12 protein-coding genes are annotated in these 11,972 nt (G+C 69.5%); 6 read left to right on the top strand and 6 right to left on the bottom strand.

Annotation, left to right across the window (positions count from 1 at the left end; translation table 11 throughout):
- Window positions 1-31: 31 nt before the first annotated feature.
- The 6 genes from GVY64_RS03775 (at window position 32) to GVY64_RS03750 (ending at window position 4,093) form a co-directional block, all read left to right on the top strand.
- Window positions 32-715, top strand: coding sequence for a response regulator (locus GVY64_RS03775; RefSeq protein WP_159838905.1), 684 nt, complete (start codon window positions 32-34; stop codon window positions 713-715).
- Between the two features lie 101 nt (window positions 716-816).
- Window positions 817-1,284, top strand: coding sequence for an OsmC family protein (locus tag GVY64_RS03770; RefSeq protein WP_159838718.1), 468 nt, complete (start codon window positions 817-819; stop codon window positions 1,282-1,284).
- On the top strand, window positions 1,284-1,562 hold the full coding sequence (locus GVY64_RS03765; protein ID WP_159838716.1) for an acylphosphatase: 279 nt from the start codon (window positions 1,284-1,286) through the stop codon (window positions 1,560-1,562). The genes GVY64_RS03770 and GVY64_RS03765 overlap by 1 nt, the downstream gene beginning before the upstream one ends.
- 31 nt (window positions 1,563-1,593) lie before the next feature.
- Window positions 1,594-2,409, top strand: a complete 816-nt coding sequence (locus GVY64_RS37650; protein WP_236566587.1) for a hypothetical protein — start codon at window positions 1,594-1,596, stop codon at window positions 2,407-2,409.
- The gene (locus GVY64_RS03755; protein ID WP_159838714.1) at window positions 2,410-3,573 is read left to right on the top strand and encodes a glutathionylspermidine synthase family protein; all 1,164 of its coding nucleotides are present in this window, start codon (window positions 2,410-2,412) and stop codon (window positions 3,571-3,573) included.
- Window positions 3,574-3,637: 64 nt separating this feature from the next.
- Window positions 3,638-4,093: a DUF350 domain-containing protein gene (locus tag GVY64_RS03750; protein ID WP_159838712.1), complete on the top strand. Its 456-nt coding sequence runs from the start codon at window positions 3,638-3,640 to the stop codon at window positions 4,091-4,093.
- Window positions 4,094-4,161: 68 nt separating this feature from the next.
- On the opposite strand, the gene GVY64_RS03745 is transcribed toward GVY64_RS03750, so the two are convergent.
- From GVY64_RS03745 to GVY64_RS03720, 6 genes are all read right to left on the bottom strand, one after another.
- A complete protein-coding gene (locus GVY64_RS03745; RefSeq protein ID WP_159838710.1) occupies window positions 4,162-4,350 on the bottom strand; it encodes a hypothetical protein in 189 nt (62 codons plus the stop codon).
- A gap of 97 nt (window positions 4,351-4,447) precedes the next feature.
- Window positions 4,448-6,577, bottom strand: coding sequence for an amylo-alpha-1,6-glucosidase (locus GVY64_RS03740; RefSeq protein WP_442939510.1), 2,130 nt, complete (start codon window positions 6,575-6,577; stop codon window positions 4,448-4,450).
- A gap of 2 nt (window positions 6,578-6,579) precedes the next feature.
- The gene (locus GVY64_RS03735; protein WP_236566599.1) at window positions 6,580-7,770 is read right to left on the bottom strand and encodes a glycosyltransferase family 4 protein; all 1,191 of its coding nucleotides are present in this window, start codon (window positions 7,768-7,770) and stop codon (window positions 6,580-6,582) included.
- Between the two features lie 348 nt (window positions 7,771-8,118).
- Complete coding sequence (locus GVY64_RS03730; RefSeq protein WP_159838708.1) at window positions 8,119-9,225, bottom strand: winged helix DNA-binding domain-containing protein; 1,107 nt, start codon at window positions 9,223-9,225, stop codon at window positions 8,119-8,121.
- 54 nt (window positions 9,226-9,279) lie between these two features.
- Window positions 9,280-10,806 carry a PstS family phosphate ABC transporter substrate-binding protein gene (locus GVY64_RS03725; RefSeq protein WP_159838706.1) on the bottom strand — a complete coding sequence of 509 codons (1,527 nt, stop codon included), beginning with the start codon at window positions 10,804-10,806 and terminating at the stop codon, window positions 9,280-9,282.
- Between the two features lie 103 nt (window positions 10,807-10,909).
- Window positions 10,910-11,971 (bottom strand): PHP domain-containing protein, encoded by a 1,062-nt coding sequence (locus tag GVY64_RS03720; RefSeq protein ID WP_236566586.1) that lies wholly within the window; start codon window positions 11,969-11,971, stop codon window positions 10,910-10,912.
- Between the last annotated feature and the right edge of the window lies 1 nt (window position 11,972).

Here is an 11,972-nt window from a genome sequence, read left to right as displayed (position 1 = left end):
GGCGGCGGTGGTGGCGAAGACGTCCGAGGCGGTGGCGACGAAGGTGCTCGTGGTCGACGACGAACCGCAGATCGTGCGCGCGTTGCGGATCAATCTGTCCGTCCGCGGCTACGACGTGATCACCGCCGCGACCGGCGGGGCGGCCCTGCGCGCGGCCGCCGACCGGCACCCGGACGTCGTGGTTCTCGACCTCGGCCTGCCCGATATGGACGGCATCGAGGTGCTCGCCGGATTGCGCGGCTGGACCTCGGCGCCGGTGATCGTGCTGTCGGCGCGGACCGATTCCGCCGACAAGGTCGAAGCGCTGGACGCGGGCGCCGACGACTACGTCACCAAGCCCTTCGGCATGGACGAGCTGCTGGCCCGGCTGCGCGCCGCGGTCCGGCGCGGCGCCATCGATCCCGACGCCTCGGCGCCGGTCGTGACCACCGATTCGTTCACCGTCGACCTGGCCGCCAAGAAGGTCACCAAACGCGGCGAGACCGTGCACCTGACCCCCACCGAGTGGGGCATGCTCGAGATGCTGGTGCGCAACCGCGGCAAATTGGTCGGACGGCGTGAGCTGCTCCGCGAAGTGTGGGGCCCCTCCTACGCCACCGAGACCCACTACCTGCGGGTCTATCTGGCGCAATTGCGCCGCAAACTGGAGGACGATCCGTCGCGCCCCAAGCACCTGCTCACCGAGGCGGGCATGGGTTACCGGTTCCAGGAGTAGTAATCCCGGCCACGGGCCGCCGACCGCGCGGAATGGCGCGACCTGGCGCGGCGTTGCCAGGCGCGCGAGTTGATTGCGACGACAATGGCAGGATCGAACCCATGGCTGAACAGACCGCTACACCCGTCACCGCCACCGCGGCGCCGAGCGCGCCGGAACCGACCACCTTGTGGGTCGAGCGCACCGGTACCAGGGCCTACACCGGGCGCAGCTCCCGCGGTGCCGAAGTCCTGATCGGTTCGCAGGGCGTTCCCGGTGTGTTCACCCCCGGCGAGCTGCTGAAGATCGCGCTCGCCGCCTGTTCCGGCCTGAGCGCGGACTTCCCGCTGTCGCGCAAACTCGGCGACAACTTCGACGCGACCATCCGTGTCTCCGGCGACGCCGACCGGGAGAACGAGGTGTACCCGCACCTGGCGGAAGTGTTCGAACTCGACCTCAGCGAGCTCGACGACGAGGCCCGCGAACGGTTGCTGGTCACCGTGCAGCGGGCGATCGACAAGGTCTGCACGGTGGGACGGACGCTGAAGGCGGGATCGAGGGTGACGCTGTCGTTCGATGTCGAGGCCTGATGGACGAGGCCGTTCGGTTGAGCGCCTGGGTGCACGGCCTGGTGCAGGGTGTGGGTTTCCGCTGGTGGACCCGGTCGCGGGCTCTGGAACTCGGCCTGGTCGGGCACGCCACCAACGCCAGGGACGGCCGCGTGCACGTGGTCGCCGAGGGGCCGCGAGCGGCGTGCGAGCGGTTGCTCGCCCACTTGCGATCCGGCGATACACCTGGTCAGGTGAGGTTGGTTGTGGAAAGCTGGGAGCCCGCGCGGGGTGATTTGACCGGTTTCGAGGAGCGGTAGTGGTGGTTCGGGCGACGAGGGGGACGCAGCGGTGAGCACGCGGAATCCGGGTGAGGGCGAGCGCCGGGACGAGCCCGAACGGCCGTCCGGGCCGCAGCGCCCGAGCGAGGACGAGCAGCCCGCTACTGCGGCTACGCCCGCGTCCGGCGACGAACAGGATTGGTCGACGCCCGTCTCCCGGGGCACGGAGCGGCCGGATGCCGGTGACGCCGAGCAGCCCGGCGTCGACTGGTCGACGCCGGCTTCGGTGCCGCCCGGTGAGGCGAGCGGTCCGGGCGGCGAACCTCCCCCGGCATCCGTCCCGCCGCGGCCCGGCCGTATCCAGCGCCAGGAAGCAGGCGTCACCCAGCCCCGTCCGCCCACCGTGGCCGAGGCGCGGGCGAGGGAGAAGGCCCGCAGGCGCGCCGAGGAGGAACAGCGCGCGGCCGCCTGGGCCGAGGAGGCCAAGAAGCGCACCCGCAAGCGAGTCATGATCGGCGGTGTCGCCATCGTCGGCGTCGCCGCCCTGGTCGGCGGCGGCTATCTGGCCTATCGCGCGCTGGCCGCGCCGGACCGGGTGACGGCGCAGTGCGTGAAGACCGAGAACGGCCAGGAGATCGTGGTCGACGACTCGTACTGCGGCGACGGCCGTCCCGGCTTCATCGGCGATACCGGCGTCAATCCGGGCTTGATCATCCTGGGCGGCGGGCCGCAGTACCGCTACTACTACGGCGGCACGGGCACCATCGGCAAACCGCCGACGGGCGGCACCACGATCAAACCGAAAGGCGCCGAGATCAAGACCAAGAGCGGCACCACGATCCAGCGCGGCGGTCTGGGCAGCAAGAGCACCGGCGGAGGGTCGTAGATGCGACGCGTGCGGGATACGCCCCGGGCGGGCTGGCAGCAGACCATCGAAAGCCAGGGCCTGGTCTACGGGTCGCCGGGCCGGGATGCGAGCGGTCAGCCGCGCCCGTACTGGGACGAGTCGGTGCACTACGAGTTCGAGATGTCGGAGATCCTCGCGTTGGAGGCCGACGTCGAACTCCTGCATTCGATGTGCCTGAACGCGGTGGAGCACATCGTGCTCACCGAGCGGTACGCCGATTTCGGCCTGCCCGAGTGGAGCTGGGGTCCGATCGCGGAATCCTGGCGGCGCTCCGATCCGTACGTGTACGGGCGCTTCGACCTGCGCTACGACGCGCGGCGTCCGGCGAAGCTGCTGGAGTACAACGCGGACACGCCGACATCGCTGCTGGAGGCGGCGATCGTGCAGTGGCACTGGCTGACCGACCGCTACCCGGGCGGTGACCAATGGAACTCGTTGCACGAGAAGCTGGTCGAACGATGGGGCGAGCTGCGCGACGTGCTGCCCACCGCGCAACTGCACTTCAGCTGGTCGGGCGCGGACGCCACCGGCGAGGACAACGTCACCACCGCCTACCTGCAGGAGACCGCGGCCGAGGCCGGGTTCGACACCGTCGCTCTGCCCATCGAGGAAATCGGATTCGATTCGGAGCTGGAACGCTTCGTGGATCTGGCGGAGGCCCCCATCGAGGCGATCTTCAAGCTCTACCCATGGGAGTGGGTGCTCGACGACGAGTTCGGCAAGCGCGTCGTGGACAGCCTGCCCGAGACCATGTGGATCGAACCGCTGTGGAAGACGCTGTTGAGCAACAAGGCGATCCTGGCGGTGCTGTGGGAGATGTACCCCGGCCACCCGAATCTGCTGCCCGCCTACCTCGACTCGCCGCACGAGCTCACCGAGTACATCCGCAAACCGAAGCTGGGACGCGAAGGCGCCAATATGACGATCGTCGGCGCCGGTCTGGAAACCGCGACCGGCGGTGTCTACGGCGAGGAAGGCTACGTGTACCAACTGCTCGACCCGCTGCCGGAATTCGACGACATGCGCCCGGTGCTCGGCGCGTGGATCGTCGGCGACGCCGCGGCGGGCCTCGGCATCCGCGAGACCGCGGGACTGATCACCGACGACGGCTCCGCCTTCGTCCCGCACCGCATCACCGATTGAGCCTCGTCACCGTCGAACACGAATCCGTCTCGGCCGTACGCCAACCCGTCTCGGAAGGATCAAGATGACCGCAGTCGCCCTGGAATCGGGGTACTGGAGTTCGCTGGGCGAGGGTGTGGGAGCGATCATCCTCTACGCCCTCGCCGGCTTGGTGCTCATGCTCGTCGGCTTCTTCGCCATCGACCTGACCACGCCGGGCAAGTTGCGCACGCTGGTGATAGCGGGCAAGCCGAACGCCATCATCGTCACCGCTGCGGGCATGATCAGCATGGCGTTCATCGTCGTGCTCGCCATCTTCGCCGTCGGCGGCGGTGGCAAGCTGTCCGAGGGTCTGATCGCCGCGCTGGTGTTCGGCCTGGTCGGCATCGTCGCCCAGGTCATCTCGGTGCGCGTCATCGAGCGTGCGCTCGGCATCGACATCGGCGCCGCGCTGCACGCCGACACCTACACCACCGAGGTGCTCGTGGTGGCGGCCGCGCATTTCGCGCTCGGGCTGGTCGTCGCCTTCGCGATTCTGTAGGCGGCCGCGCGTATCCCGGCGTCTCGACGGGTGAAGAGTGCGCTACCCGTCGCCGCGGTGCCGCCGGGTCAGTGCTCGTCCCCGTGGTCGAGACAATACGCGGCCGCCGCGAGGTACTGGCGGCACTCGGGGCCGTGACCGGCGTGCACGCTGCGGATGAACAATGCGCGATCCATGTCGAGATCTGTCGACGGCTCCACGGAACAGTCCCGGTATCGGGCCCGCCACAGGTCTTGCGTATCCAGCGATGTCTGCATCGTGCACCTCCCGTGCTGTGGATCAGTGCGAGAAGGGCTTGCCGATATCCTTACGCCGGAGGCATACCCGCTCGTGCCTCGCGGCAACCGGTGCGCCTCATCTGGTCACCAGCCGCCAGTCGTCGGGCAGGCGCGCCGCGGTGATCTGCGCTCCCTCCGCCTCCAGGTCGACGGTGGTCGCGCCGAGCCGCAACGCGCGCAGCGAGACCTTCCCCCACCGCGCGGGCAGCTGCGGACGGACGGTGAGCGTCCGGGTCGGCGCGTCGGGATCGAGTCCGAGGAACGCGCGCACCAGCAGCAGCGGCGCCGCGCTCGCCCACGCCTGCGGCGAACAGGAAGTCGGGTACGGCACCGGCGTGGCGAATCGCGACCGGGGAAAGCCGCAGAACAACTCCGGCAGGCGCCCGTCGAACACCGCGGCCGCGTCCAGCAGACCGGTGGCCAGCCGCGTCGCCAACTCGATCGCGCCGGGCACGTGCCGGTAGCGCAGCAGGCCCGCCACCGCGATCGCCGTGTCGTGCGGCCACACCGAGCCACAGTGATAGCTCATCGGGTTGTAGGCGCCCATGTTCGACGCCAAGGTGCGCAGTCCGAAGCCGGAGTCCATCTCCGGACCCGCCAGGCGCGCCACCACTTCCGCCGCGTGCTCGTCGGTAGCGATGCCCGACCAGAGGCAGTGGGCCACATTGCTGGTCAGCGCGTCGACCTGGCGCTTACCGCCGTCCAGCGCCACGGCGTACCAGCCGCGGTCGGGCAGCCAGAACTGCTCGGCGAACTTGACACGCAACTCCGCGGCGCGTTCACGCAGCAGGCCGGCCAGCCGCGGGTCGTCGAACGCCTCGGCCAGCTCGGCCCTGGCCAGCATCGCGGCGTGCACGTAACCCTGTACCTCGCACAGCGCGATGGGCGCCTCGGCGATATGGCCGGTGACGTCGTTGATTCCGTCGAAGCTGTCCTTCCAGCCCTGGTTGATCAGGCCGCGGTCGGTGGCGCGGCGGTACTCGACGAAGCCGTCCCCGTCCCGGTCGCCGTAGTCGGTGATCCAGCGCAGCGCGGCGTCGGCGGCAGGCAGCATCTGCCGGATCACCTCCGGGTCGGCGCCCCAGCGATGGCATTCGGCGAGCAGCATGACGAACAGCGGTGTGGCGTCGGCGGTCCCGTAGTAGATGTTGCCGCCGAAGACCTGCCCGCCCGCCGGGCCGCGGCGCATCTCGTGCATGATGCGTCCGGGTTCCTCTTCGGTGAGCGGGTTGACGTCCTGGCCTTGCAGTTCCGCCAGCTGCTGCAACGTGCCCAGCGCCAGATCGACCTCCAGCGGCAGCGCCATCCACGCGGTGAGCAGGCTGTCGCGCCCGAACAGGGTCATGAACCACGGCGCGCCCGCGGCGACGAACGGCCGGGCATCGCCGGATTCGTCGTGCATCTGCAGCGCGCCCAGATCGCTTTCGGTGCGGCGCAGCACCCGGGTGAGCGCCGGGTCGGAGGCGGCGATGTCGGTGGCGGTGTCACGCCACGCCTCGATCTTGCGACCCGGTGCGCTGACCCCGTAGTGCTCGCCCGGCGAGATCGCCTGGAAGCGCTGATTGCCCACCGTCGGCTGCGCGATGATCTCGGTCTGCCAGCATTCGCCGACCGGCACGATCACCCGCCACAGCAGCGAACCCGGAAGAACTTCTGGTTCCACGGTCGCCGAGATCGAGATCCCCCGGCTGCGGTCGGCGTGATCGTGCAGCACGAGTTCGCCGTCGGCGACCGTCACGTCGGCCCGCGCGTGCCCCGCGCGACCCTCCTTCACCGCGAAGAGATCGACGAAGTCGGCGTCCACATGCAGCTCCAGCAGCACCGCGGTGGGCTCGCGGCCCATGTTCTCCAGCGTGATCAGCTCGTGCATGCCGTCGGCCACGATCCGTTCGCGCACCACCAGCAGCGTGCTGTCGGCCAGGCCCGCCTGCGGGGGCCTGCGCAACACGAACCTGGCGGCGAACGCCTCCGGACTGAGCACCGAAAGCGACTCGGCGGGCTTGCCGTTCACCAGCAATTCCCAGCGGGACAGCACCCGCGCGTCCCGAAAGAACAATCCGTGCGGTTTGCCCGGTTCGACGTCGCCGAGCCGATTGGACAGGCAGAACGTGCCGCCTTCGACCAGGGTCACCGAACCGCACCCCCCGAACCCGGTGGGCTCACCGGAGTTCAGGGGGGCGGGGCTCAACGGTGCGGAATCGGTCACGCCTATCCGCTCGCCGCGATCCGGATCGGCGCGGCGCCGGGCGCCGGCGCGTCGAGCGGCGCGGCAGCAGGCGCCGCGAGGTCCACCGGCGCGGCACCGAACCGCTTCTTGGAACGCAACACGCGGCGATATACCTGTTCGTAGCCGAATCCGAGCGTGTCGGAGCCGAAATGCGCCTGCACGTGGGCTCGGCACGCGTACGGGTCGATGCCCCTGACCTCCTCGATGGCCGCGGGCAATTCGGCGGGATCCTCGCAGATGCGGCCGGTCACGCCGTCGACGATCACCTCGGACACCGCCCCGCCGCGCAGCGCGACTACCGGCGTGCCACAGACCATGGATTCGATCATCACCATGCCGAACGGTTCCTCCCAGCGGATCGGGAACAACAGGCAACGCGCGTTCGCAAGCAGCTTACGCTTGGCCGCCGCGTCGGCGAGACCGAACACGTGATCGTTTTCCGTCAACAGTGGCCGCACCTTGGCCTCGAAGTATGCCTGCTCCGGACGCTCGCTGCACTTGCCCGCCAGCACGAGCGGGATCCCCGCGGCGTGCGCGGCCTCCAGCGCCAGGTGCGGCGCCTTGCACTCGTTGAACCGGCCGAGGAACAGCGCGTAGTCGTCCTTCTCCACCCGGAACGGCCAGTCGTCGACGTGCAGCGCGTTGTGCACGCGCCCGGACCAATTCAGACCCGGCGCCAGTTCGCGCTGGCGGTCGCTGATCGCCACCAGCGCCACTTCGTCGCCCAGATCCTGGTAGTAGCGGTAGATGTCGTCCTCGACCGGGCCGTGCACGGTGAGCACCGTCGGTAAGCCCATGTTCTGGAAGACGGTCGCGTTGAGCGGGCCGGCGAAGGTGTGGTCGTGCACCAGGTCGATACCCGATGTGGCCACGAGCTTCTCGATGGCGCGGCGCACCCGCAGCGCGTGCACGACCTCGGGGAACGGCTCTCCGAGGCGCTCGGGCAGCGCTCGCTCCCACACCGGCACGAACTTCGCCTTCGTCCCCGGCTCCCCCGCGCCCAGCAGCGTGACGTCATGGCCACGGGCCACCAATGCGTCGACCAGATCGGCCACCACGGCCTCGACGCCGCCGTATGCCTTGGGCGGCACGTCGAAGTACGGCGGCACGACCATCGCGATGCGAAACGGGCCGCTGGAACGGTCTGTCGACAAGTAGTCGCACGACGGCATCTCCAGATCGGACGACGCCTGCGCGGAAATCGGCACGGAAAGCGCGCTCATGACCCTCCTTCCAGGGACAACCAAATAGCACTCACTCGCATTCACCCAGCACTCGGAGTACCGGGCGCCGAACTGAACTAAGTGGCCGCCGCGGCGGGGGTGAAGACCTAGCTGCACCGCCGTCCATGGGGCTTGGTTGGCCTGGTCACGCCGTCGGTGTGAGCAGGGGGGCCGAGTGGGAGGTACCTCAGGCGGGGAGGTTCAAACCAAACAGTTCGGGAAAAATCGCGCCGCCCAGCGTTCGTTCGGCAACCGATGGGTAAGCCGGTGGCCCCGCCTTGTCGGCCGCAGCGCGCATCACCCGTCGACAACAACCTGTGGGTCGTGGCCTGCCGGGGTGGCGTCGCCGCCCGCCAGGACGAACCGCAGCAGGTCTTCGGCTTCCGCCCGCACCGCCGCCTCGTCGGCGGCGGACAGCGGGTGCCAAGGAACGATGCGCAGCGTGGCGCCGTCCAGCGACCAGCGGCCGTGCGCGAAACCGTCGACCAGGTATACCGGAACGCCCGCGGAAGCTTCCTTGGCGGTGCGCTTGCGGTCGTCCTCGCTGATGATCCTGCGGCGGTCCTTGTGGCCGAGCAGCACATTGTCGAAGGCGGGCAGGAAACGCACGGGCGCCGGAAGTTCCGGCTCGGCCAACGGCGCCTCCGGCAGATCGAACAGCACGCGATGCTCGTCGTCGGTGAACACGCGCAGCCGGGAGCGCATATCGTCGACGACTTCGGCCAGCCGGGTGACGCCCGCCCACGCCTGCATGTCGGCCACCGTGGCCGGACCGAAGGCGGCCAGGTAACGCAGCACCAGCGTCGCGGGCTGCGGCACCGCCGTCGGCGCGCCCGTCCATTCCTCGGCCGACCCCACCGTGACGTGCCGATTGCGCCACCGTCCCCACGCGCCGGTCTCGGGGCCATGCGTCAACGGCACCAGCAACTCGACGGTTTCGGCGAGTCTGCGCGGGTGCCTGCCCGGGAAACGCCGGGCGAGCAGTTCGCCGAGTTCGCGGCGGCGCAGCTGCCGCCCGGCCAGCAGCTCACGCCCCGCCGCCGCGAGTGCGGCCAAGTCGACGCCGTCGATCTCGGCACGGAAGTACGGCGCTTTCAGCGCGGCGTCGACCACGGGCTGCACCGTCGGCCGCAGCCAGCGGTAGTCCGCGGCGTCGGCCAAGTGCACGGTCCGGCGAATCATGGTGGAGCGCACCAGCGAGCGATCGCGCAGCAGCGCGGCCAAGTCGTCGTGCCGGAAGTTCACCAGGCGCGACCACAGGCCCACATAGGGCCAGTTCGGTTCCTGGCCCTGTACCGCGACCAGCTGCCGGACCAGTTCCAGCGGCGGCATGCCCACCCGCTCCACCAACTTCTGCCGGACCAGCAGCGTCCGATTCAGCTCGCGCCGTGACAGTTTCGTCATGCGGCTATCGTCGCCCACCCCACCGACACCTCGGCGCTGCGGCGCCCGCGGAGTTCACTGATCCGGGAGGCAGCGGCCGGGGTCGGGCAGGTCGGCACACGGTGCGTTGCCGTGCGCACGCAGCACCTCCTTACCGGTCTGATCGGTCAGGAAGTGCAGGAAACTCGCGGCCAGTGAGTCCCCGGGCAACTCGCCGTTGCTGTAGGCGTACTCGACTCCCCAGAACGGATAGGTGCGCCGCATCGCGGCGTCGCGGCCGGGGCCCACACCGTCGATCATGAGAGTCGGCAGACCCGCGTCGAGGGCCTCGGAGAACTCGGCATAGCCGATGGCGCCGGGGAGCTCGGCCACCGCCTTGCGCATGTCGGCGGTCACCTGCACCTCGCAGTGCGCGGGCTCGGTGACGACCGTGCCCTTCAGCGCCGTGCAGCTCAGGTGCGGGCGATCCGGCTGGGAGCCGTCGAGCAGCCTGCGCTCGAGCGTGTTCCGCGAACCCGAGCCCGGGGTGCGGTTGACCAGTACCACCGGCAGGTCCGGACCGCCCACCGCCCGCCAATTGCCGATCTTCCCGCGGTACAGATCCTGGACCTGGGCTACGGTGAGACCGCGGACCCCGACGCCGGGATGCACGACCAGGGCGAACAGTGACAACGCGAGCGGTCGGTGCACCAACGCCGGATAACCGCTGCCCTTCGCGCCGTCGGTGACGGCGAGCAACCCCGCGTTGCCCGCGCCCTCTTCGGCGAGCCGGTCCAGTCCGCGCTCGGTGCCTTCGAAGCCGAACGCGAAATCCGCCTCCGTGCAACGCTTCCGGTACTGCCGGGCGGCTTCCTCGAGCACCGGTCCGAACGCCGAGGACCCGACCACGGTCAGTTTTCCCGAGGCGCAGTCCAACGGCATCGGCGACGGCTCCAGCGCGGCCACCACCAGTTGGACGACGATCACCAGCACCAGGAAGAGCGTGAGCGCGACCATCATCAGGGGAATGCCGGTGCGGCTGCGGGTCTCGGTGATCCGGCCGCCTTTGATGCCGCCCCGCACCACCGGTTGCGGGTATTCGCCGACACCTTCGGAACGCTGCAGGATCGCCAGGATCTTGTAGTGATCGCCGGGGCCGAGCGGCACCTTCGGCAGATCGATCACGCCGATGTGCCCGCCGGTGTCCTCGCGCACCGCGATGCCGGAGTCGGCGTCGAGATTGTCGGCCAGCGCGGGATCGCTGAGTTCGTTCACCGCCATCCCGATCACCCTGCGCTGGGGAAAGCGCAAGTGCAGACCGATCCGCGCGGCCTCAGGCGCCTTGTAGTCATGGGTATCGATCGTCGTGACGCCGCTGTTCTCGATGCGCACCAAGACAACCGAGATGTCCTTCAGGTCCGGACTGGACCCGTCGGAGGCGGGGCGCAGCTGCGGCAGCACTCCCGGGAACACCGACTCGATCTCGCCGGTGACCGGGGTGTCCATCTGCACCCGATAGCCGAGCCGCCTACGGCCTGCGAAGACGAACTCCCACAGGAACGCCCCGATGGGCACGGCGATACCGATGAGCGCCAGTACGATTTCGAGCGGAAAGTCGCCCACCAGTCGATCCCACCCCCAGCAATCCGTGTGGCCCTCATTCTCGGCGGCAATCCCGTTCCGACACAGGCAATGTCGGAGTATTCGACAATAGTTAACCTCGCGGTCACCCTTGCGCGCGAGTCCAGGCGAGGAGATCCGCCAGCGGCCAGGTGTTGATCACCCGTTCCGCCGCGACACCGTTCGCGACCGCGCGCTCACAGCCGTAACCCTGCCAGTCGAGCTGGCCGGGTGCGTGCGCGTCGGTGTCGATCGAGAAGTGACAGCCCATCTCGGCCGCCAGTCGCAGCAAGCGCGAAGGAGGATCGAGGCGTTCGGGCCTGCTGTTGATCTCCACGGCGGTGCCGTAGGTGCGGCAAGCCTCGAACACCACCTCGGCGTCGAATGCCGACTCCGGCCTGGTGCCGCGTCCACCCGCGACCAGCCGCCCGGTGCAGTGGCCGAGCACGTCGACATCGGGGTCGGCGACCGCGTACGCCATCCGTTTGGTCATGGTCGCGCTGTCGTCGCGCAGGTGCGAATGCACGCTCGCGACGACGATGTCCAGCCGGGCCAGCAGATCCGCCTGCTGGTCGAGGCTGCCGTCGTCGAGAATGTCCACTTCGATGCCGGTGAGGATGCGGAACGGCGCCATCCGCTCGTTGAGCTCGGCGACCACGTCCAGTTGCTTGCGCAGCCGGTCGGCGGACAATCCGTTGGCCACGGTCAGACGCGGCGAATGATCGGTCAGAGCGCAATATTCGTGCCCGAGCGCGGCCGCCACCCGCATCATCTCGTCGATCGGGCTGCCGCCGTCGGACCAATTCGAGTGCGTGTGCAGATCGCCGCGCAGCCGCTCCCGCAACGGCTTGCCCGGGGCTCCGATCGGCTGCGCGGCCGCGCGCAACTCGGCCAGATAGCGCGGCACCTCACCCGCGTACGCCTGTTCGATGACGGCGGCGGTCTTCGGTCCGATGCCCGCGAGCTCGGTCCAGCTGCGGGCCGCCCGGCGCGCCTCGCGCTCGTCGTCGGGCAATCCCGCCACCACGTCGGCGGCGCGCCGGTACGCCTTCACCCGATGGGTTTCCGCCCGTGAGCGCTCCAGCCAGAAGCCGATCTCCCGCAACGCCGCCTCCGGACCGGGCGCCGCGGCCCGGTCCGGTATGCCACTCGGTTGCTGGTCCGGCACG

The sequence above is a fragment of the Nocardia sp. CY41 genome (assembly GCF_009829325.1).
In the GTDB taxonomy this organism is placed as follows: Bacteria; Actinomycetota; Actinomycetes; order Mycobacteriales; family Mycobacteriaceae; genus Nocardia.
The sequence above is the reverse complement of the archived record's forward strand: the minus strand, read 5'-3'. Positions and strand labels throughout refer to the sequence as shown.

Excerpts from the sequence above, each read along its gene's own strand:
- GVY64_RS03770 (WP_159838718.1), top strand. The coding sequence starts at position 817 with ATGGCTGAACAGACCGCTACACCCGTCACCGCCACCGCGGCGCCGAGC.
- GVY64_RS03765 (WP_159838716.1), top strand. The coding sequence starts at position 1,284 with ATGGACGAGGCCGTTCGGTTGAGCGCCTGGGTGCACGGCCTGGTGCAG.
- GVY64_RS03755 (WP_159838714.1), top strand. The coding sequence starts at position 2,410 with ATGCGACGCGTGCGGGATACGCCCCGGGCGGGCTGGCAGCAGACCATC.
- GVY64_RS03750 (WP_159838712.1), top strand. The coding sequence starts at position 3,638 with ATGACCGCAGTCGCCCTGGAATCGGGGTACTGGAGTTCGCTGGGCGAG.
- GVY64_RS03745 (WP_159838710.1), bottom strand. The coding sequence starts at position 4,350 with ATGCAGACATCGCTGGATACGCAAGACCTGTGGCGGGCCCGATACCGG.
- GVY64_RS03735 (WP_236566599.1), bottom strand. The coding sequence starts at position 7,770 with ATGCCGTCGTGCGACTACTTGTCGACAGACCGTTCCAGCGGCCCGTTT.
- GVY64_RS03730 (WP_159838708.1), bottom strand. The coding sequence starts at position 9,225 with ATGACGAAACTGTCACGGCGCGAGCTGAATCGGACGCTGCTGGTCCGG.